Genomic DNA, 21,003 nt, shown 5'->3' with positions numbered 1-21,003 from the left:
TCCGCAGATGCGAACTGGATGCCTGCATTCTATGCATATGCAAGTTATCGTGCACGCGGAAACAAACCGGGTACCACTTCATGAAAACTTATAGTGCGGGTGCGCGTAGATAAATCGCCACGGAAGAGGTGGCAGTCGCGGCGAGAGAGTCGGTCAGGCTGCGATGCATATCCGCCACGACAGTATGCGCAGATGCCATCGGCACGTGCAAACGAGCCAACACCGTCTTATCCGCATCAAAGGGCGACTGTCCGTTCTTCGACATGATGGCATGGCAGGTGTCGCAGGTAGCAGGTGCATTCACTTGCTGATGGCAGGAAATGCAACCGGCCATGTGCAGGTTCTTCTCTTCAGCAATCGCCGTGCGCTGAGCGACAGGCCCGTGGCAAGCTTCGCAGGTGGCCCCTGCAGAGGTATGCGTCTTGTGGCTGAAGGTCACGAATGACGGCACGCGATAAACACGCACCCACTGGATGAGTTCGTTGTTCTTCGCCGCATCCGCCAGGTGCTTGATGTCCGGCTTATCGGTGGCAATAGCGGCATGGCACAACATGCACTTGGAAGGTTGCGGAATGGCCAGCGTTGCGCCGCCGCGGTTCGGTTCGTGGCAATCATTGCACTGCAGCTTCGCTGTGCCGACGTGCAACTGATGATTGAAGTTGATGGGCTGCCCAGGAGCCGTATTACCTGTGACAGTCGGCGCAGAGGCCTTCGCCACATCTGCTGGCGATGCAACCTGCGCAGCATCGTTCTGCGGCGGCGCGCCCATGGAATCATCCTGCGCGTGCGCTCCCAGAGCGAATGCGAACATCAGCGCGATTGCCAACAACAACTTCTTCAACGAACCTTCTCCCCTGATGGAAACGTGCCGCTCCCGGATGGGAAACGGCACGTACGTTACTGCAAGTGTACTTCTGTTGGATGATGCTGACGACTAGACGTTGCCCTTGCGCATCTCTTCGGCCAGATACTCCGAAGCGCGCATAGCCAGCGCCAGGATCGTCATCGTCGGGTTCTGCCATCCCGCGCATACCATCACGCTGGCATCTGAGATGAACATGTTCTTGTGATCGTGCGTCTGGTTCCACGCGTTCACAACGCCCTTCTTCTTGTCGTCGCTCATGCGGGCAGTTCCCTGCTCGTGGATGGAGTAGCCCGGTGGGTTGTACTTGTAGTTCCGCACCAGCACTTCAAAGCCGGCAGCCTCAGCCATAGCAGCGGTGGTGTCCACCATGTCCTTTGCCATGTTGTCTTCGTTGGCGCCGTACTTGGTGCTGATGGTGAGCGTGGGCATACCCCATGCGTCTACAACTGCCTTGTTGAGGCTGACGTGGTTCTCATAGTGGCCCAGCGTCTCGCCCATGATGTTCGTGGTGAAGCCGCTGCCGTTGTACTCGTCCAGCTTCTTATCCAGAGCCGCGCCGTATTCCGGGAACCAGCGTGGGTCCATGGGTCCCGGGCTAGAGGATACGTTTACGGCATAGCCGCGCATAAAGCCCGAGGTCTTGGTTTCCAGATTACGGAAACGCGGGATAAGTGCACCGCCGCCAATGACACCAGGCTTGCCGCCACGTGCCTCAGGGACCGATGCCGAAATGCCTGCACCGTAGATCTGGTCGGTCAGGTGATGACCAAGCAGGCCGCTGGAGTTTGCCAGCTCCGAGATCATCAGCAGACGCGTGGTTTCCAGCGTGCCGCAGGCCACGATCACCACGCGCGCCTTCAGCACCATCTCGCGGTGCGAATGGCGGTCGATGAAGATGACGCCATCCACCTTGCCGCTGTTCTTGTCCGTGGTGATTTTGCGGACGATGGCGTTGGTGATGGTGGTCAGCTTGCCGGTTGCCACTGCGTCCGGTATCAGCAGGTTCAACGAGGCCGCCATGCCGTCACGGCCACGCGCGGAACGTGCCTTGGTGACGGGGACACCCAGCTTCTTGCCGGCGTCCACGAAGCGCTGCATCGCAGGCGACCACGGCGAGTTGTCCTCGACGAAGTTGCCATCCGGATACTGCGGCAGGTTGTCATGATGACCGCTTACCTGGAAAATCTCTTCCACGCGGTCGTAGTACGGTGCCAGATCCTTCAACGAGATCGGCCAGTTTTCACCGAAACCATCGTGGTCCTTGCACTTGAACTCGAAGTCCGACAGCCGGAAGCTCTGGCGGCCCCAGTACGGCGAACGTCCACCCAGGCTGCGCACACGCACCCAGTTATATTGCTGGCCCGCAGGGTAGTTGTAGGGAATGACCTTCTCGTCGACCCACTGGTTCGCGCTGAACTCGCTGGCCTGGAAGATATGCGGGTGGCGACCCGGAGCATCAAAGCCCTTATAGGGGAGTTGGTTCGCGGGCCTCAGCGTGCGGTCCTTCTCCCAGTCAATCGCAGGGCCTGCATCCAGCATGGTGACTGCGATGCCCTTCTGCGTCAGGATCTTCGCGGCCATACCGCCGGTGTGTCCTGAACCGATAATCAGTACGTCAACCTTCTTGTCTGCCATGTCGCTCTCTCGTCTCTTCGGAACCGTTTAGGAGTGGGCCTGCTTGGTCAGCGGCGCGGATGCCTTGGGTGCGCCACTGCGCGTTACCCAGGTTTCAATGCCGGGATCCAGCGGATGCACAAACAGGCCAACGCTCACGCGTTCACCGGAAACTTCTGCAGCCTGCGCCCATGCGACCGAATTCATCGTGGCCTGGCGGATATCGCGGTGGGCCAGCGCAATGAAGTTCTCATGCTTTTCCGTCGGCGGATGATCGTTGATCCAGCCCTTCAGGTACGGACGAACAGCAGCGTCAGCCTGCGCAGCCGTGGCCTTCGCAAATGAAACGCCAGACTTCTTCAGGCAATCTGCATTCAGGCGATCCAAACCATCGTTGTACATGGCCTGACGATCCGCCGGCGATGCGCCGATGAGGAAGTCCAAAAACTCCGGGGCTCCAGCCTGCACCGCACCGGGATAGCCCTGCGATGCGGGAAGCAGCAGATCCGCAAACCGCGTCAGCGTGGCATAGCGCGCTGGCGTGAAATAGCGCACATCCGTCACTGCGACAACGTCCGGTTGAGACAGCGGAATGTTCGGCGTCTTGAAGGATGCCATCTGCCGCTGGCGAGCCTGCGCTGCGGGTGCAGATGCATTATTGGGAGCAACCGCCTGCTCGCCCTGGGTGATAGTGCTGGTGTTGGGCACAGGTGTCGCCGCTTGGGGCGACGCCTTCTTCTGTTGGGCAAGGGCAGTAGTGGCCGCGGCCGTTACCGCTAACCCCTTCACAAATTCACGCCGTTTCATGGGCGCAATACTACGGGTTATTGATAATGGCAGTCAACGCGTCTTGAAGAAAATTCAGAGAACGCTGGCCACCCCAAAAATCCCGCCTCAAACGGCAGCTTCTGCTTCGATCTGGCGCTCTTCACAGTCAATCTCCGGGTGCAGCGCCGGACGCACACGCGGCTTCTGCATATCCACCACAATGGTCTCCGCGATGCGGTCATGCACGCACATACGGTTGCCGTTCAGGAAGTACTGGAAAAAGCCGAAGCCACCCTCCAGCAGCGATGCGCCGTATCCCAGGCCGCGCTCAATGGACTGCCACCAGCCGATACTGTCATGTGTCAGCGACAGAACCTTGATCTTCATCAGCCATTTGCCCGGCGTCTGCCCTTTGCCAAACTTCAGCGCCACGCCAAAGTAAACAATGGACTTGATCAGCTCAGGTATCTTCTCGCCGATCTCATTCACCAGTTCCACGCTGCTGTGCGCCTCCGGCAGGAAATGAAAGTGCCGAAAGGGAGCCTTCAAGATCGCGATGATCAGGCCGTCAATCAGAAATGCCCAGGCTCGGCGCTTGAAGCTGGCCAGCGGCAAGCCGTTCAGTTCGTCAAAGCGTGCTGTTTCGTGCGCGTGGAACCAGCGCTCTCCCCGCCAGCGTTTCAGCATGTGCTGCGTGTCTCCTGTATGTGCGTTGCTCTATTCCACCACAGGAGAAGACGTTATCTGTGTTTTGACTGCCAGACGCCGCCGTTCTTATAGGCGGTTTTGACTGCCAGACGCCGCCGTTCTTATAGGCGAGATTGCCGATGTGGCCGGCATTGGCTGCGGCAATACCGGCTTCCACCGGCGCGTTGGGCTCCTTGCGCGACTCCAGACACTGAAAGAAGTTCAGCATGTGGTCGTTGGTGCCATCGCGGAAGGTGTCTTCTTTCAGGATGGGGTTTTGCGGCCCCTTCACGCCCTCGTGCCACACCGTCATGCCGCTGCGTGTGAGCTTCAGCGTGGCGTCGGTGCCGCGAAACTCCAGACCGCCGTCGTCAATGGACGAACTCATCATGCCCTCGTACACCACATCGAAGCCGGGATAACGGAAGGCCGCCTGGATGGTGTCCGGGCACTCCCAGTTGGTGAAAACGTACTTGTCTCCAAGCATCGTCGCCATGGATGGCGCTTCAGCTTTCAGTGCCCAGTGCACCACGTCAATCCAATGGGCGAAGAGGTCCGTCATAGCGCCCCCGCCAAAATTCCAGTACCAGCGCCAGCGGAAGAACTTCTCCGCGTCATAGGGCTGGTCCGGCGCTCCGCCCAGCCACTGCTTCCAATCAAGCTGCGCGAGGTCAACGGGCTTGGGCACCCAGCTTACGGCATAGTTCTGCCACCAGTAGGTGCGCACCTGCGGCACACGGCCCAGCGCACCCCCCTGGATCAGCGCCACCGCGTTGCGAAAATGCGGCCAACTCCGCTGCTGCATACCGCACTGCAAAATCCGATTGCTGTTACGCACCGCCTTGCGTAGCGTTTCACCTTCTTCAAGAGTGTGGTTCACGGGCTTTTCCAGGTAGACATCCTTGCCCGCCGCGAGTGCTGCCGTGGCAATGCGTACATGCCAGTGATCCGGCGTCGCAATCAGCACCGCATCAATGCCTTTGTTGTCCACGACCTCGCGATAGTCGTTATGTAACGTAGCATTCGTGGCGGACGGCCTCGTCTGCACCTGCTCGCGGTTGGGCGCGTAGACATCGCAGACGGCAACAATTTCAAAGTCCACACCGCTGCTCTCTGCGGCATTCAACAGAGATTTCATGCGTCCACCCGCGCCGATCACGCCAAGGCGAAGTCGCTGGTTCGCTCCAAAAGCAGAGCGAGAGGCAAGAGCGGTCATGCCGGTGGCAAGCAGGAAGGTACGGCGGCTGGTGTTAACACTCATGGACAAAAATCCCCTAAACAAATGGCAGCAAGAAATCGCGTCAGTGCGTCGCGCAGCCATATTAAACCCCGCCTGAGCCACAAGCGTAGAATGAAAGCGTGACGCCCGCAGCCGCATCGGAACTGATCCAGATTGATCTCTCCCCGAAGAAGCCCACACCCAAGCCGGAGTGGCTGAAAGCACGCGCGCCCATGGGCGAGACCTTTCATGCGCTGAAGAAGCTCACGCGCGAGCAGGGTCTGCACACCGTCTGCGAAAGCGCTCACTGCCCCAACATTGGCGAGTGCTGGAACCACAAGACCGCCACCTTCATGATGCTGGGCAATAGCTGCACGCGCCGCTGCGGATTCTGCGCGGTGCCCAGCGGCAAGCCGGAGCCGATTGACCACGACGAGCCGCGCCGTGTGGCCTATGCCGTTGCCACACTTGGCCTGCAACATGCCGTCATCACCAGCGTGAATCGCGATGATGACAACGTTGGCGCCGCGCAAGCGTTCGTGAACGTGATCCATGAGATTCGCAAGCAGGCTCCGGGATGCCAGGTGGAGATACTCACTCCCGACTTTCAAGGCACGGAAGAAGCCATCCGCCTCGTCGTTGCCGCTGGCCCGGAGATTCTGAACCACAACATTGAGACCGTGCCGCGGCTCTATCGCGTAGCCAAATCCGGCGGACGTTACGAGCGCAGCATCGGCTACCTGAAGCTGGCGAAAGACCTGAACCCAAAGCAGGTAACCAAGACCGGCATTATCGTCGGCATGGGCGAAGAGACGCACGAACTGCTGGACGTCTTCCGCGATCTTGCCGCCATCAAGGTTGATATCCTGACCATCGGCCAGTACCTGCGCCCATCCAAAGACCACATCCCCATGAAGCGTTACTACACGCCGCAGGAGTTCGAGTTCCTGAAGGAAGAGGCGCTGCGCATGGGGTTCAAGCACGTGGAGAGCGGACCGCTGGTGCGCTCCAGCTACCACGCACACGAACAGGCACAGTCCACCGGACTGAAATAAACCTCAGAGACAATCCACCGGCATCTTCTGCAGGCTGACGTCGCGTTTGCCCGCATGAATCTGCGCGCTGACAGCGACGTTCACATCGACCGCACTGCAGTACCACGGACCCTTCTCGCGACGGATGCGAAACAGATACTTCGCATCATTGCTTGCCAGCATCATGATGGCGCCTCGCTGTTCGGCACGCTGACACAGCGTGTCATCGGAGAGCGATTCAAACTCCGCACGAAAGTTTGTCAGAACCGTTTCATCCTGCCGCAGAGCGCAACGCGAACGATGCATCGCCATCGCCGCTGAGATCAGCAACGCTACACCGCACAACATCACGAGACAGCCAATCATGCTGCTGAAAAATCGGCGGGCATCGCGAGGACGGGTTACTCTGCTCATACCTTCTGCACCTTCTTATGAGGCAGCCTAAATGAAGCCCTTTGCCATCGCCGTGATGACCGTCACCTTCTCCGCATCCCTGCTTGCACAGCGCCAGGTCGCTCCGCACGACTTTGACCAGCCCGGCGCGCACGACACCGTGATTGCTGGCAATCAGCAGCAGCAAAGCGTGACATGCGAAAGCGGCGTCGCCGTGTATGTGGAAGGCCAGGAGAATGAGGTGCAGGTGCATGGCCGCTGCCGTTTCGTTCGCGTGCGAGGCAACAAAAATCATGTGTGGGTGGACCAGTTCACCACGGTGCCCGTGGAAGGCAACGACAACACAGTCTTCGTCAGCGATCCGGAAACACGCTACAGCAGCCGTGGAAACAACAATCGTTTCGAGAAGGCAAAGCACTAATCAAGCGAAGCTCATATGCACCAAGTGCTTCATTGCAATGCGACCTAAGCGAAGCTCATACGGCCAAAGGCCATCCTGAGCGAAACGAAGTGAAGTCGAAGGACCAGCTTCTTTTATCCTTGCCACGGATGTCTCCGCGCGAGCCATTCGTGAAGTTGAATTTGAGCATTTCCTTTTGCATCGTAGTAGCGCGCAAAGAAAGCAGATCCTTCGGCTTCGCTCAGGATGACGATTGACAGGTGCCGAAGGGCATCTATGCGCGGTACTTCACTTCGCCATGCACGAGGGTGAACTTCACTTTGCCCAGCATCGGTGCGCCGTCGAACGGCGTATTACGTGACTTCGATCGCGTTGTGCGCACATCGTACGTCCACTCCGCCGCCACATCGAACACCATGACATCGGCAAATGCACCAGTTTGTATGCGCCCTACATCGTAGCCCAGCCTGGGCAGATGCAGCTTCTCCGCGGGTGCGGAAGTCATCAGTGCAAGAACGTCTACCAACCCCATGCCGTGTTCACGATGAAGAATACGCAGCGATGCACCCAATGATGTCTCCAACCCAGTGATGCCATTGGGGGCGCGCTCAAACTCCACGTTCTTCTCATGGTGTGCGTGCGGCGCGTGATCGGTGGCGATAATGTCCACCGTGCCATCCAACACAGCGGCAATGCACGCATCTACCTCCGCACGCGAACGCAGCGGCGGATTCATCTTGAAGTGTGTGTCGTAACGACGCGAACGCTGCGCAGCGTCGCCTGCAATCGCTTCATCCGTAAACGCAATGTGATGCGGCGCCACTTCACACGTCACATGCAGGCCACGCGACTTCGCATCGCGAATGGCTGCAAGCGCCTTTCCCGTGGAGACATGCTGCACATGCAGATGCGGACGCAGCTTCGTCTCGCGTTCAATCTCTTCCAGAAGACGGATGTCGCGCTCCACAATGGAGGATTCCGCTTCAATGGGCATGCCGCGCAATCCCAGACGAAACGCAACCGGGCCAAAGTTCATGCTGGCGCCCACGGTCATGCGCGTGTCTTCCGCGTGTTGCGAGATGGGCAGCGCCAACTTCGCTGCTGCGATGAGCGCATGCTTCATCACTTCATCGGCAAGCACCGGCTTGCCATCGTCTGTGAAGCCGATCGCACCCGCTTCCGCCAGCGCGGCATAATCCGTAAGCTCGCCGCCCATGCTGCCAACGGTTGCAGCAGGCATGGCCAGAACACGCGCCGATGGATCACGCTGCACGCTCTGCACAAACTGCAGCAGCGCCACGGAATCCGTCACCGGCGTGGTGTTCGGCATCGCGACCACCGTGGTCACGCCGCCCGCCACAGCAGACTGCGTTCCGGTTGCAATGGTTTCCTTGTGCGTCTGTCCCGGCTCACGCAGATGCACATGCGCGTCAATGATGCCCGGCGCAACGATGCATCCAGTGCAGTCGAGCACCTCAGCGCCCATGTCCGCAGCAAAAGCGTCCAGCTCGCCGGATCGCGTGGTGTAGTTCACTTCACGAATAACACCGTTCTCCAGCAGAACATCGGCAAAGTCATTCGCACCGCTTGTGGGATCAATCACGCGTCCACCGCGCAGAAGAATGGCGCTCATGCGTTTGCCTCCCCCAGCAGCGCGCGATGCAGCAAGGCCATACGCACAGCAAGACCGTGCGCCACCTGCTCTTCAATCGCCGACTGCGGCCCGTCTGCCGCGGCAGAATCAATCTCAAGCCCCCGCACCATGGGGCCGGGATGCATCACCAGCGCCTTGGGCGCATGCGCGCGCAGACGCTGTTCATTCAACTGATACCCAGCGATGTATTCCGCCGAATCAATGTCCAATCCTGCCAGACGTTCACGTTGAATCCGCAGCATCATCGCCACATCCGCCTGCCGCAATGCTTTTTCAAAATCGCGTTCAATCTCCACGCCATGCGAGATATCCAATGCTTCTTTCGGACACAGCTCTGTCGGCCCACAGAAGATCACGCGTGCACCCAGCTTCGGTAGAAGAATCGCATTTGAACGCGCCACGCGCGAGTGACGGATATCGCCAGTGATCACGACTGTCTTTCCTGCCATCGTCGTTGGCGTGAGTTGCTGCGACAGACCAAGGCGTGTCAGCATGGTGCGCAGATCCAGCAGCGCCTGCGAAGGATGCTCGTGCATACCATCGCCAGCGTTCAACACCGGCAGCCCCGTGGAACGCGCCAGCACTTCCGGCGCGCCAGAATAATTCGAACGCAGGATGATGCACTCCGCACCTAATGCACGCAGTGTCACGCCAGTATCGTGCAGGCTTTCGCCCTTTTCAATGGACGAAGACTTATCGCTGACCAGCGTCGTCATGGCGCCCAGCGACTTCGCAGCCAATTCAAAACTGGTGCGCGTCCGTGTGGACGACTCGTAAAACAGCAGCGCTACCTTGCGTCCATCCAGATGTTTCACACGCTCGCGATGCGGTTCCGCAACCAGCCGGTCCGTCAGCGCCAGCAGGCGGGTAATGCCATCGAGTGAAATGTCATGAATAGAGGTAAGTGAGCCGGGGTGGGATGTCGCATTTGCAGAAGGCAGGCTCATGGATAGTCCTTAGCGAGGATAGCAGTTGTGTTCTTCTGGATGCATGCGTCTTCGCCAGCTTTTCAGCCTGCTGCCGCTCCTGTGCGGCGTCGTAGCGTTCTCACAGCAGCCCGTCCTGCGGCCAAAAGTTGTCATCGTCAGTTACTTTGAAGTGGGTAACGACACCGGCGACCGTCCCGGCGAATTGCAATTCTGGGTGGAACGCGACAACCTGGATCGGGTGATTGAAGTCCCCGGCATGACACATGCCGTCCGCGCAAACGCCGATGGCACAGAGATCGCCGTCGCCGTGGGCCCCGGAAACATCAAGCCCGGTGTCAATCTGATGGCCCTGGGTAGCGATCCCCGCTTCGATCTGCGGCAGGCACACTGGCTTTTGAATGGCATTGCGGGCATCTCTCCCGCAGACGGCACCATCGGCGATGCGGTGTGGACCGACTTCATCATCAACGGCGATCTGGCCAAAGAAATCGATCCGCGTGAATCTCCCAAGGACTGGCCCGACGGCTTCCTTTCACTCGACGGCGTCACACAGTCCGACCCCAAAGGCGGCGCGAACTGGGAAGATGACGTTCGCTCATGGAAGGGCAATGAGGCACACGCGAACCGTCGAGGCAATGTGATCCGCATGAACACGGCACTCATGCAGTGGGCCTACACGCTGACCCGCGATACCAAGCTTCCGGAAGACGATCCCATGCGCAAACTGCGCCTCCAGTACAAGGGATTCACCGGCACAGCACGCGGCCCCAAAGTCATTACCGGTGCGAACATGGCCACAGAAATCTTCTGGCACGGCGCAAAGATGGACGCGTGGGCACATCGCTGGGTGCAGTTTGAAACGGACGGCGTGGCTCATCTGGGCACGACCGCCATGAACGACACCGGCTCCATGCTGGCACTATGGTCGCTGACCCAGCAAGGCAAAACAGATTGGAATCGCGCTCTGCTGCTGCGCACTGCCAGCAACTTCGACATGCCCGCTCCGGGCGTAACGGCAGCAGAAAACCTGGCCAGCGAGAAACACGGCGCGTATACCGGTTACCTGCCCGCGCTGGAAGCGGCATACACCGTCGGCCATCGCGTTGTCGCGGAGTGGATGAAGTAGGAAGCTCCGACACCGCTTGGCTTTGGCAGGGTCAAGCCAAACCTTAGATTGACTGGCTGCCCGCCAGCACCTGTTCGTAATACCGCTCGTACATGGGAATAATCCGGCTGGTGCAGAACTTGTCCTGCGCCGTTTTGCGTGCAGCCGCTGCCATCGCCTGCTGACGTGGCTCGTCCGACAAAATCTCAATCGCCCCTGCGGCCATCGCCTTCACATCGCCCACGGGAAACAGCAATCCATTCACGCCGTCTTCCACCAGCTCCGGCACGCCACCCACACGCGTCGCGATGCACGGCACGCGGCATGCCATCCCCTCCAACGCAGCCAGCCCAAAGCTTTCCATCTCAGACGGCATCAGCATCAGATCGCCCAGCAGCAACAGGTCCTGCACGCTGTCCTGCTTACCTAAAAAGTGAATCCGATCCTGAATGCCGTAACGCAGCGCCAGGCTCTCTGCAATGCTGCGATCCGGTCCGTCGCCAATCAGCATCAGCCGCGACGGCACCTCATGCGCCACACGCGCAAACACCTCCACCACATCGCTCACGCGTTTCACACGACGAAAGTTAGAGAGGTGGATGAGGATCTTCTCGTTGTCCTTTGCATAGCGCGGACGCAGCGCGCGGCGCTTCTCCTCGTCCGGCTTATAGATATCGCAATTCACAAAATTGCGGATAACCTCAATCTCCTTCTTGACGCCAAACGACCGGACCGTAGTCTCTTTCAGGTCAGCGGAAATGGAGGTCACACCATCGCTTTCTTCAATGCCGAATTTTGTAATGGGAAGATAGCCGGGGTCTTGCCCGACAAGCGTAATGTCCGTGCCATGCAGCGTAGTGATAAACGGCAGACGGATACCGCGTGCCGCCAGCATCTGCCGCGCCAGCAGCGCGCTTACGCTGTGCGGAATGGCGTAGTGAACATGCAGCAGGTCCAGACCGTAAAACTCCGCCACTTCAGCCATGCGACTGGCCAGCGCCAGATCATACGGCGGGTATTGAAACAGCGGATAGGTAGTGACCGCCACCTCGTGGAAGAAGATGCCTTCCTCGCGCCCCGTCAGGCGAAACGGCTGCTGATAGGTGATGAAATGCACCTGGTGGCCACGTGCCGCCAGTTCAATGCCAAGCTCCGTGGCAACAACGCCACTGCCGCCATACGTGGGATAACAGGTGATGCCGATCTTCATCGCGCACCATCGCTGCCACATGCCGTTGCCAAAAACGTCGCTGTCATCTCTGCCATAAGAACAAACTCGCTTGTCGCGGAGCAAATGTCCTCATCTGATTCACACGACCATGTTCCAGATGCAGAAGAGGGCACGGCAATATGCCGTGCCCTCTTTCTATACTTTGTTCCCAAACCTTTTAACGAACGTTAGCGACATCCTGTTCCGTGGCTGTGAGCACAGGCGTTTCCTTGTACTCGCTGAAAAGCAGCTCGTAGACAAAGCCACCGACGACACCGCCGATCAGTGGCGCCACCCAGAAGAGCCACACCTGCTGCAGCGCCCATCCGCCCACAAATACCGCCGGGCCAAGGCTGCGTGCCGGATTCACCGAAGTATTCGTCACCGGAATGGAGATCAGGTGGATCAGCGTCAGCCCCAGGCCAATGGCCAGCGGCGCAAAGCCGTTGGGAACGCGCTTGTCTGTGGAGCCCATGATGATGAGCAGGAAAAACGCTGTCAGAACGATCTCTGCCACCAGGCAGGCCACCAGCGAGTATCCGCCGGGAGAATGGAGTCCATAACCATTGGAGGCAAAGCCACCCGCCAGGCTGAAGCCCTCCTTACCACTGGCAATGAGATACAGCACACCCGCAGCAGCGATTCCGCCAACCACCTGCGCTACCCAGTACGGAATGACATCCTTCGCCGGAAAGCGTTTGCCGGCACACAGGCCCAGCGTGACAGCCGGATTGAAATGGCCGCCGGAGATGTGCCCTAACGTGTAAGCCATCGTGAGAACGGTAAGGCCAAAGGCCAGCGCCACTCCCGCAAAGCCAATGCCCAGCGACGGAAACGCAGCCGCCAGCACAGCGCTGCCACAACCGCCAAACACCAGCCAGAACGTACCGAAAAACTCCGCAATACAGCGTTTGCCAAGGGGCATGAAAATCTCCTCCAGAGAGAATCCCGATCCTTCCCAAAATAGCCCGGACGGGACGAAGACTTTCTACGCTAAGACGGTGAATTTTGCACCTGTATTTTTTGACGGCAATGAAAAACCGGCTCATCGGCCGGTTTTCACCACTTCATCTTGCTTAAGAATTCAGTCCACACGTTCCACGAGGAGCACCTGGTCGTTGCCGTCCACCTCGCGCAGCTTTACTTCGATGATCTCTTTGGAAGAAGTGGGTACGACGCGGCCAATGAACTGCGCTTCGATGGGCAGTTCGCGATGGCCGCGATCAATCAGCACCAGCAGGCGTACCGAACGCGGACGCCCGTGATCAAACAGCGCATCCAGCGCGGCGCGGATGGTACGCCCCGTGTACAGAACGTCGTCCAGCAGAACAATGTCGCGGCCTTCAATATCAAAGCCAATCTCGCCTTTTTCCACGATCGGCTTGTTGCCTGCGGTGGACAGGTCGTCGCGATAAAAAGAGATATCCAGCACGCCGGTCTGCACTGGCTGCCTTTCAATGCCCTCAATGATCTTCGCGATCCGCTCGGCCAGCGGAATGCCGCGGCGCTTGATGCCAATCAGCCCCAGGTTGCTGCTTCCCTCCTGCTTTTCCACGATCTGGTGAGCCAGGCGCACCAGTGTGCGGTCAATCTCAGAGGCCGACATGAGGCGGCCCTTCTCGCGGATGAGGATCTTTGAGGCAGTGGTTTCGGGCGTTGTGGTTGCGTCGCTCATTGTGCCGTTGATCATAAAAGGCGACGGAGCGCGGGGCAAGCCGTCTACGCAACCAGGCATCCTGCAGCTAGAGCCAGTTATGCCTTTTGTGAGAGCTTCCGTTGCGGGTGGAGCGTGTTCCGGCGCGGCGGAGGACGCAGACGTTGGTAATTCCAAGGCAAGGACGACAACAAAGCCGGAGCGCGCTCCACTCGCAACCCTCCGGGCTGGGTTCCAGCGGAAGCACTCACAAAAGGCATAACTGGCTCTATTGTGTAAGGCGTTGGCGACGCGAACGCAGCAGCGCCCCGGCCAACCAGCCGCAGACCGTTCCGGTAATCACCAACAGCAGGATGCTAAAGACGTGTCCCATCAGGAACGACCCCGCCAGAAACTCCGGCGAACGGATAAATCCAACCAGTTCCGGCGGCTGCGGCCCAGCCTCCTGCATGCGCACCATCATGGAATCAAAGCCCTGCTGCAGGGCGGTATCCATGGCAGTGGAATGGTAACGATAGCGCAGGATAAACCCCACCGCGCCCGTAAGAAACGCGATCCACGCACCCACCATAAGGCCCAGCGTGGCACCCAGCCGACCACCGATAATGGGCGAGACTTCGCGCCGTGGACGGCTGCGGTGATAGAGCGTAACGGCAGCCACCGTGAGCAGCGGCATAGCCAGAAGCGATAACCCTCCGGCGGAACCGATAGCCACAGCCCCGGGCAGCAGGCTTGGCAGGATCGCCCCTACGGCACCGACAACGGCCACCATACGCAGAGCGATCGCCCAATCCAGCCGTGTCGCGCGATCCGACCGCTTGCCGGGCTCGGCTTCCCCGGATGGCGGTTCCACGACAACAACGGCCTCAGAAGCGACACGCAGTTGCGGCAGGCCGCAGGCCGCACAGAACGCTGCCGTATAACCCTCGACTATTGGCAGCGCGGCTCCGCAGCGAGCACAGTATTCCGTCATATACAAAGGCTATCGCGTTTCAGAGGGCTCTGTCCGGCAACCGTAAAGTTAGTTCGCCTGCTTCGCGTCGTCGCCGTCTGAAGGCAGTTCCAGCGCCACCAAGCCGAACTTTGTGCCACCGTCCCTCGCCTCATATCCCACAATGTGCTGGCGTGACTTGGAACCGGCCTTCAGTTCGGTCTGGTTGACTTTGACATTGATCTTGTTCTTCTCATCACTGTTCACTGCAATGTGATTGTCGCTGTCGCAGGTAAGCCCCTGGGCCGTCCGCGAAGGCGAACCGTTCACCGGGTGCTTGCCCTGGCATTCGATCACGTCCCCGTATTGCTCCAGCGCCTTCTGATAAAAGGCACGCACCTTATCCGGGCTGTCCGTAGAGACATAGCTCTGCGCCAGTACACGCAGATGGAACGGACCGAAGTTCATATTCACGTCTGCGGAGTTCTGGTCGTCGTCCTTCTTCTTCTCAGGCATAGCGCCGGGATAGACCGGAAGGCCCAGCTTCGCGGACACCGCCGCATTGTCTGTCTTGACGGACATACCACCGAGTGGTGTCTGAATATCGACCTTGCTTTCGTTGCCCTTAGCATCCTTCTTCGTCTGGATAAAGCAGCCAGCCAGCGGCAGAAGGAGCGCAGTTACGGCAATCAGGCGAATACGTGCATGCATGAGAGAGCCTCCTCGCCGCGGAAAAAGCACGACGGCGATCCATGGGAAGAATACGGCTGTTTTTCCCTGCCGGTTCCCTGTGGATTTTGTCCACAGAAAAATTGCACCATTTTCTTGACAATCTTGATACCTTACCCCAATATTTAGTGTGGCTGGTGAAGTCCATCCCATCCGTAGCGTTGGCATAGTAGGTTCGGGGTCTTTTCGTCAGGGAGACGGCCCCAGGAGGCAAACCAACGTGGCGCCTGGAATCTCGACTGCCCGCTGTTCCTGTCCATGAGCGAGGCCCCGCCAGTGCGGGGCCTTTTTTTCTCGCTTTTCCGCCACGGCAAGAGGAACCACAGCCGTTCCCTGCCGCAAAAAAGCCGCGCAAACCGCACCTGCGAGAGCTACACTGACCCCAAACACGGCACTCGGAGCAGGCATTTTTGGCATCTCCCCAGACAACGCGAACGGACACAAAGCGGAAGCCGAAATCCGTCGCGCCCCTGCAGATTCCGGACAAACTCTACTTCCGCATCGGTGAAGTCTCCAGGCTGCTGGATCTGCCACCGTACGTACTGCGTTTCTGGGAGACGGAGTTTCCGCAGCTGAAACCGGGTAAAGGCGGCACCGGGCAACGACTTTATCGTCGCCGTGACGTGGAAACGCTTGCCGAAATCCGCCGTCTGCTCTACGACGAGGGCTACACCATCCCCGGCGCGCGTCAGGCCCTGAAATCCGATGCGAAGCGTCCTGAGCCAGTACCCGTTGCCGAAACTCAGCCTCCGAAGAAGGTGGCTGCGGAAGACACCACGGCGCTACGGCTGCGCAAACTGCGTTCTGACCTGAATGAGATTGCCTCACTGCTGGATCAGCCCACGCCGGGGCAGCGCAACACACATGCCGCACCGCATCGTGGACTCTCCGTTGCACCACGCCGTCGTTCCATATTGGAAATGCCGCCGCCACTCTTTGCGCAGCCGAACGATTCCAGCGGCGAATAGCGGTTCTTTCCCGCAAACATGGATGCGAAAGCCGCCCCGTGTGCGCTAACCTCAATAGCGACAGCCGGGCACAGCAGCGCCGCGGACTTACACGAAAGAAGATCTCGCCCGATGGCTTTTGCCGCCCCCACCTCCGGCTCGAATCATTTCCGCCGCACACAGACCGATTACCGCGCGATGACCATCGCGACCACGCTGTTCTTCATGTGGGGATTCCTCACCTGCATGAACGACATCCTGATTCCCCATCTGAAGAGCATCTTCTCGCTCTCCATTGCGGAGTCGGCACTGATTCAGACAGCGTTCTTCGGTTCGTACTTCCTCTTCGCTCTTCCGGCGGGCAAGCTGGTGGAATATCGCGGCTACAAATACACCATGGTCACCGGCCTAGCCGTAGCTGCTGTGGGTGCGGTCCTGTTCATCCCGGCGGCACGCCTCGCCTCGTATCCGCTCTTCCTGGGCGCACTGGTGATTCTGGCTGCGGGCATTACCGCTCTGCAGGTATCGGCGAATCCCTTCGTTGCCAGCGTTGGCCCGGAAGAAACAGCCTCCAGCCGCCTGAATCTGTCGCAGGCATTCAACTCTTTCGGCACCTTCATTGCGCCCATCATCGGCCGTTACACCATCCTGGCGGGTGTGGGTGCTGCCGCTGCCGTAACCATCGCCAGGTTCACACCGGCGGAGTTGGCAGCGTATCGCGCACAGCAGGCATCCACCATCACGACACCGTATCTGGTGATCACCGGCATCCTGATTCTGCTGGCCGTCCTGCTGTATACCGTGCGGCTCGACAGCAAGGAGCACCTCACCGTTGATCTGCGTCCCATCGCGGGCTTCGGCCCCGGCATCTGGAACCAGACGTGGCTGTGGCTCGGCGCGCTGGGCATCTTCCTCTACGTGGGTGCAGAGGTTTCCATTGGCAGCTTCCTCATCAATTACTTCGGCCTGTCCAACATCGGCGGCCTCAGCGAAGCATCTGCTGCCAAGTACGTCTCCTACTACTGGCTGGGAGCCATGATCGGACGCTTCATCGGTTCGGCCATCCTGCAGAAGGTACGCACCGGCACCCTGCTCGGCATCTTCGCGATGGTGGCGTTTGTGCTGGTACTGTCCAGCGTCTTCTCCAGCGGCCACGTTGCCATGTACACCATACTTTCGGTGGGCCTGTTCAACTCCATCATGTTCCCCAGCATCTTCACGCTGGGCCTGGCCGGACTGGGTGAACTGACCAGCAAAGGCAGCAGCCTGATGGTGCAGGCGATTGTGGGCGGAGCAATTATTCCCTACGTCTACGGCCACTTCGCCGATCACGTGGGCTATCAGAAGGCCTTCCTGATTCCCGCAGCCTGCTATGTGTACATTGCGATCTACGGCTTTGCCACGACGCGCCGCCAGATCCACACCGATCCGCTGGCGGGTCTGCGCATCGATCCGGCGTAACACTTTCTAACAACAAAACTTACAGATAACCCCGTCATGACAAAGTCATGGCGGGGTTTGTTCTTCCAGGCGAACCCTAAACGAACAAAGTTCCATCAGCCTAAACGAACAAAGTTCCATCAGCCTAAGCGAAGCTCATACGCGCAAAGCGCGTCATCCTGAGCGAAGCCGAAGGACCTGCTTTCTTCTCCTCCCACTACAACGCTCCGGGAAGCAGCACTCTTCGCACCAGCATGGGAACCTTACCAGCATTCCCAAGAGCTCCAAAGAAAGCAGGTCCTTCGACTCCGCACTTCGTGCTCCGCTCAGGATGACGACGCTTTGGCACATCGGAAAACTGAAGTGATGACGATACGATGCCTACTGTTGCGGAGGAGGAGGCACATCACCGTTCCGGCGACCTCCTGCACGCGGCTCCTGCACCCGCAGATCAGTCGGCACAAACACCCCGCCCTTCACAGAACCAAGACCGATGACACTGTCGCCCACCTTTACATCCGCCAACGTAATGGCTTCTCCCGCGGCATTCGGGGCCGACCGGTTCCCGCCGTCATTCCGGTTGCCCGGTCCCATGCCGCCACCACCGCCGCCCATGCCCATCATGCCGCCGTCCAGCCCCGCTGCCTGCATGGCTGCGGGGTCCATGCGACCGCCCTTGTGCAGGCTGGTGGTCTCATCCAGCGCAATGGTCTGCGAAACCTTGTCGCTCCGCATAATGGTCAGCTTCGTCTCGTCGATGGACGTGATGCGTCCCACAATGTAGGTCTTACCCAGGTTGGCTTTGGCCTTCGCAACCTCTGCGGCAGGCACATCCATCACCATCATGGCGTGCAGTTCGTGCTTGTCCGCGTCGGGCAAGCCCATGCTCATCACTTCATCACCCGGCTGAATACCGGAGACGGCCAGCGGCTCGCGGCCACGCATCACGCGCGTGTTTTCCGTGGTGACGATGGTCCAGGTGGTTCCTGCTTCATCCTTCACAACGATGTTCGATCCGCTGACCGATGCCACGGTGCCGCGCGTTGCGCTGCCGCGGCGTCCACCCGGACCACCGGGGCCACTTCGCATCCCTTGCGAATCCTGCTGTGGCTGTTGATCCCCGCCGCTGGTGGCGTTCTGCCCCAAGGCGAGCGTGGACAACGTGAGCGCAGAACACAGTACCGCAGACTTCCAGAGCGTTTTCATGACGAACATCCTCTTGCATGTACAGACGCGAAGGCGATAGGAAAGACGCGGTGGGCGCGCGAAAATGCATTTGCAGCGCAGCGGCATAGAATGTGTGGCTGGAGTCTCTTCATGAAAGTATTCCTTTCGGCTGCACTCGCGGCCCTGCTCACGACATGCCCTTTTGTTGTTCCCGCACAGCAGCGCGGCGTGAACACCTTCGCCATCGACAAGGCGGCCAAACCCGGGGATGACTTTTTCAAGTACGCCAATGGCACGTATCTCGCGAAGCTGACCATCCCGGCCGACCGTAGTTCCGTCAGCACTTTCTCCATGCTGGACGACCGCGCACAGAAACTCGTCGCCGCCATCGTTACCGATCCTGAACTGCAACGCGCTCCCGCAGGCTCTGAAGGACGCAAGATTGCCGATCTGTACCGCTCGTATATGGACGAAGCGGCGATCGAAGCCCACGGACGCGCAGCGCTTGACGCACAGTTGAAACCCCTGCTCGCCATCAAGGACCGTCACGAACTGGCCGTTCAGCTTGGCCGTTCTCTGCGCAACGATGTGGACGCGCTGAACAACACGAACTATCACACGGCCAATCTCTTCGGCCTGTGGGTAGCGCCCAGCTTTAACGACCCGGACCACTATGCGCCCTATCTGCTGCAGGGTGGCCTGGGCCTGAGCAGCCGCGATTACTACCTGAGCGATGCGCCGCGCATGAAGCAGGTGTGCGACGCCTACAGCAAGCACCTGACCGCCGTGTTCCGCCTGCTGGGCTACGAAAACGCAGCCGAGCGCGCCACGGCTGTGCTCGCATTGGAAACCGCCATTGCGCAGAAACAGGTGTCGCTGGCCGACAGCGAAAATATCGAACACGCCAACAATCCGTGGACTGTAGAAGACTTCGAAAAGAAAGCGCCGGGGCTGGATTGGAAGACATACTTCGCCGCCGCCGGGCTGGAGCATCAGAAGACTTTCATTGTGTGGCAACCGGCCGCATTCACTGCGGAAAGCGATCTTGTGACATCGCAGCCCATCGCCGTGTGGAAAGACTTCCTCATCGCGCACATGGTCACGGCGTACGGCTCCTACGTCTCAAAGGCATTTGCCGATGAGCGTTTCGAATTTGTGAAAGGCGTAACCGGCACACAGGCACAACGCCCACGCCAGCAGCGTGCGGTAATGCTGGTGGACGACAGGCTGGGCGATGCCGTGGGCAAGCTGTATGCCGCAAAGTACTTCACACCGGAAGAGAAGGCACGCGTGCAGGTGATGGTTACAAACCTGATGACGGCCTTCCGCACACGGCTGGAGACGCTGACATGGATGGCGCCTGCAACGCGCAAGGAAGCTATCGTCAAACTCGATGCATTACAGGTAAGCATCGGCTATGCGGAGAAGTGGCGCAGCTATGAAGCGCTGGAGATCAAGCCGGACGACCTCTTCGGCAACGTGTGGCGCGCGAGCCGCTTTGAATATGAATACGCGCTGTCGCAAATCGGCAAACCGACAGACCGCAAGGAATGGACGATGACACCGCAGACAGTGAATGCCGTGAATCTGCCGTTGGACAACGCACTGAATTTCCCCGCAGCAATTCTGCAGCCGCCATTCTTTGATCCCGCGCGCACCGATGCTGCCAATTACGGCGCCATTGGCGCTGTGATTGGTCATGAAATTTCACACACCTTTGACAGCGAGGGCGCAGCCTTTGACAGCAAAGGACGCGTGCGCAACTGGTGGACCGAGGAAGACCTGAAGCACTTCAACGAATCCACCGCGGCACTGGCAAAACAATATGACGCCTATACGCCCTTTCCGGACCTGCACGTAAATGGCAAGCAAACACTGGGCGAAAACATTGCAGACGTGGCTGGATTGCAGGCCGCATACGATGCCTATCGCGCATCGCTGAAGGGCAAATCCGCACCGGTGGTCGATGGGCTTACCGGCGATCAGCAGTTCTTCATCGCATTTGCACAGAACTATGCGGGACTGGAGCGCGAGAATGTACTGCGTGCGCAGGTGCTTGGCGATCCGCATTCGCCGGGCCAATATCGCGCCGCTACTGTGCGCAATCTGGATGCGTGGTACGACGCATTTGGTGTAAAACCCGGCGATGCGCTGTACCTGAAACCGGAGGACCGCATTCGCATCTGGTAACCGTTTTTGATCGTACTGCAACAAGGGGGCGCTGCTTGGCAGCGTCCCCTTTCTTCTGGTGCGGATA

20 protein-coding genes are annotated in these 21,003 nt (G+C 59.1%); 6 read left to right on the top strand and 14 right to left on the bottom strand.

All coding sequences use genetic code 11. The features are described from left to right. Positions 1-88 precede the first annotated feature (88 nt). The 5 genes from AB6729_RS13175 to AB6729_RS13155 form a co-directional block, all read right to left on the bottom strand. Complete coding sequence (locus tag AB6729_RS13175) at positions 89-841, bottom strand: cytochrome c3 family protein (protein ID WP_371082082.1); 753 nt, start codon at positions 839-841, stop codon at positions 89-91. 93 nt (positions 842-934) lie between these two features. Further along, positions 935-2,500 carry a GMC oxidoreductase gene (locus AB6729_RS13170; protein ID WP_371082081.1) on the bottom strand — a complete coding sequence of 522 codons (1,566 nt, stop codon included), beginning with the start codon at positions 2,498-2,500 and terminating at the stop codon, positions 935-937. A 27-nt stretch (positions 2,501-2,527) separates the two neighbouring features. After that, a complete protein-coding gene (locus AB6729_RS13165; protein WP_371082080.1) occupies positions 2,528-3,286 on the bottom strand; it encodes a gluconate 2-dehydrogenase subunit 3 family protein in 759 nt (252 codons plus the stop codon). Between the two features lie 87 nt (positions 3,287-3,373). Continuing rightward, positions 3,374-3,934: an RDD family protein gene (locus tag AB6729_RS13160; RefSeq protein ID WP_371082079.1), complete on the bottom strand. Its 561-nt coding sequence runs from the start codon at positions 3,932-3,934 to the stop codon at positions 3,374-3,376. Continuing rightward, complete coding sequence (locus AB6729_RS13155; RefSeq protein WP_371082078.1) at positions 3,876-5,195, bottom strand: Gfo/Idh/MocA family protein; 1,320 nt, start codon at positions 5,193-5,195, stop codon at positions 3,876-3,878. Before AB6729_RS13155 ends, AB6729_RS13160 begins: the two co-directional genes overlap by 59 nt. A 98-nt stretch (positions 5,196-5,293) precedes the next feature. Between AB6729_RS13155 and lipA the strand changes: the two genes are divergently transcribed. Beyond that, entirely contained in the window at positions 5,294-6,208 is a 915-nt protein-coding gene (gene lipA, locus AB6729_RS13150; RefSeq protein WP_371082077.1) for a lipoyl synthase, read from the top strand. A gap of 3 nt (positions 6,209-6,211) precedes the next feature. Here lipA and AB6729_RS13145 read toward each other — a convergent pair whose 3' ends face one another. Beyond that, positions 6,212-6,601, bottom strand: a complete 390-nt coding sequence (locus tag AB6729_RS13145) for a hypothetical protein (protein ID WP_371082076.1) — start codon at positions 6,599-6,601, stop codon at positions 6,212-6,214. 31 nt (positions 6,602-6,632) lie between these two features. On the opposite strand from AB6729_RS13145, the gene AB6729_RS13140 reads away from it, so the two are divergent. Continuing rightward, on the top strand, positions 6,633-7,001 hold the full coding sequence (locus AB6729_RS13140; RefSeq protein ID WP_371082075.1) for a DUF3060 domain-containing protein: 369 nt from the start codon (positions 6,633-6,635) through the stop codon (positions 6,999-7,001). Positions 7,002-7,254: 253 nt separating this feature from the next. Here AB6729_RS13140 and AB6729_RS13135 read toward each other — a convergent pair whose 3' ends face one another. Then, on the bottom strand, positions 7,255-8,613 hold the full coding sequence (locus tag AB6729_RS13135; RefSeq protein ID WP_371082074.1) for a dihydroorotase: 1,359 nt from the start codon (positions 8,611-8,613) through the stop codon (positions 7,255-7,257). Continuing rightward, positions 8,610-9,581 (bottom strand): aspartate carbamoyltransferase catalytic subunit, encoded by a 972-nt coding sequence (locus AB6729_RS13130; protein WP_371082073.1) that lies wholly within the window; start codon positions 9,579-9,581, stop codon positions 8,610-8,612. Before AB6729_RS13130 ends, AB6729_RS13135 begins: the two co-directional genes overlap by 4 nt. Before the next feature lie 43 nt (positions 9,582-9,624). Between AB6729_RS13130 and AB6729_RS13125 the strand changes: the two genes are divergently transcribed. Further along, positions 9,625-10,689, top strand: coding sequence for a purine nucleoside permease (locus tag AB6729_RS13125; RefSeq protein WP_371082072.1), 1,065 nt, complete (start codon positions 9,625-9,627; stop codon positions 10,687-10,689). 43 nt (positions 10,690-10,732) lie between these two features. On the opposite strand, the gene bshA is transcribed toward AB6729_RS13125, so the two are convergent. From bshA to AB6729_RS13100, 5 genes are all read right to left on the bottom strand, one after another. Beyond that, positions 10,733-11,878 carry an N-acetyl-alpha-D-glucosaminyl L-malate synthase BshA gene (bshA, locus tag AB6729_RS13120; protein WP_371082071.1) on the bottom strand — a complete coding sequence of 382 codons (1,146 nt, stop codon included), beginning with the start codon at positions 11,876-11,878 and terminating at the stop codon, positions 10,733-10,735. Between the two features lie 178 nt (positions 11,879-12,056). Next, on the bottom strand, positions 12,057-12,803 hold the full coding sequence (aqpZ, locus tag AB6729_RS13115) for an aquaporin Z (protein WP_371082070.1): 747 nt from the start codon (positions 12,801-12,803) through the stop codon (positions 12,057-12,059). A gap of 159 nt (positions 12,804-12,962) precedes the next feature. Then, positions 12,963-13,553 (bottom strand): bifunctional pyr operon transcriptional regulator/uracil phosphoribosyltransferase PyrR, encoded by a 591-nt coding sequence (gene pyrR / locus AB6729_RS13110; protein ID WP_371082069.1) that lies wholly within the window; start codon positions 13,551-13,553, stop codon positions 12,963-12,965. 247 nt (positions 13,554-13,800) lie between these two features. Further along, a complete protein-coding gene (locus AB6729_RS13105; RefSeq protein WP_371082068.1) occupies positions 13,801-14,505 on the bottom strand; it encodes a hypothetical protein in 705 nt (234 codons plus the stop codon). Between the two features lie 48 nt (positions 14,506-14,553). After that, positions 14,554-15,174, bottom strand: a complete 621-nt coding sequence (locus tag AB6729_RS13100; RefSeq protein WP_371082067.1) for a hypothetical protein — start codon at positions 15,172-15,174, stop codon at positions 14,554-14,556. Positions 15,175-15,602: 428 nt separating this feature from the next. Between AB6729_RS13100 and AB6729_RS13095 the strand changes: the two genes are divergently transcribed. Both AB6729_RS13095 and AB6729_RS13090 read left to right on the top strand, forming a co-directional pair. Then, positions 15,603-16,160 (top strand): MerR family transcriptional regulator, encoded by a 558-nt coding sequence (locus AB6729_RS13095; RefSeq protein ID WP_371082066.1) that lies wholly within the window; start codon positions 15,603-15,605, stop codon positions 16,158-16,160. Positions 16,161-16,271: 111 nt separating this feature from the next. Beyond that, complete coding sequence (locus AB6729_RS13090; RefSeq protein WP_371082065.1) at positions 16,272-17,600, top strand: sugar MFS transporter; 1,329 nt, start codon at positions 16,272-16,274, stop codon at positions 17,598-17,600. A gap of 360 nt (positions 17,601-17,960) precedes the next feature. On the opposite strand, the gene AB6729_RS13085 is transcribed toward AB6729_RS13090, so the two are convergent. After that, the gene (locus AB6729_RS13085; RefSeq protein ID WP_371082064.1) at positions 17,961-18,785 is read right to left on the bottom strand and encodes a DUF5666 domain-containing protein; all 825 of its coding nucleotides are present in this window, start codon (positions 18,783-18,785) and stop codon (positions 17,961-17,963) included. Positions 18,786-18,896: 111 nt separating this feature from the next. Here AB6729_RS13085 and AB6729_RS13080 point away from each other — a divergent pair, with 111 nt between their 5' ends. Further along, positions 18,897-20,936, top strand: coding sequence for a M13 family metallopeptidase (locus AB6729_RS13080; protein ID WP_371082063.1), 2,040 nt, complete (start codon positions 18,897-18,899; stop codon positions 20,934-20,936). Positions 20,937-21,003 lie beyond the last annotated feature (67 nt).

The sequence above is a fragment of the Terriglobus sp. RCC_193 genome (assembly GCF_041355105.1).
In the GTDB taxonomy this organism is placed as follows: domain Bacteria; phylum Acidobacteriota; class Terriglobia; order Terriglobales; family Acidobacteriaceae; genus Terriglobus.
The sequence above is the reverse complement of the archived record's forward strand: the minus strand, read 5'-3'. Positions and strand labels throughout refer to the sequence as shown.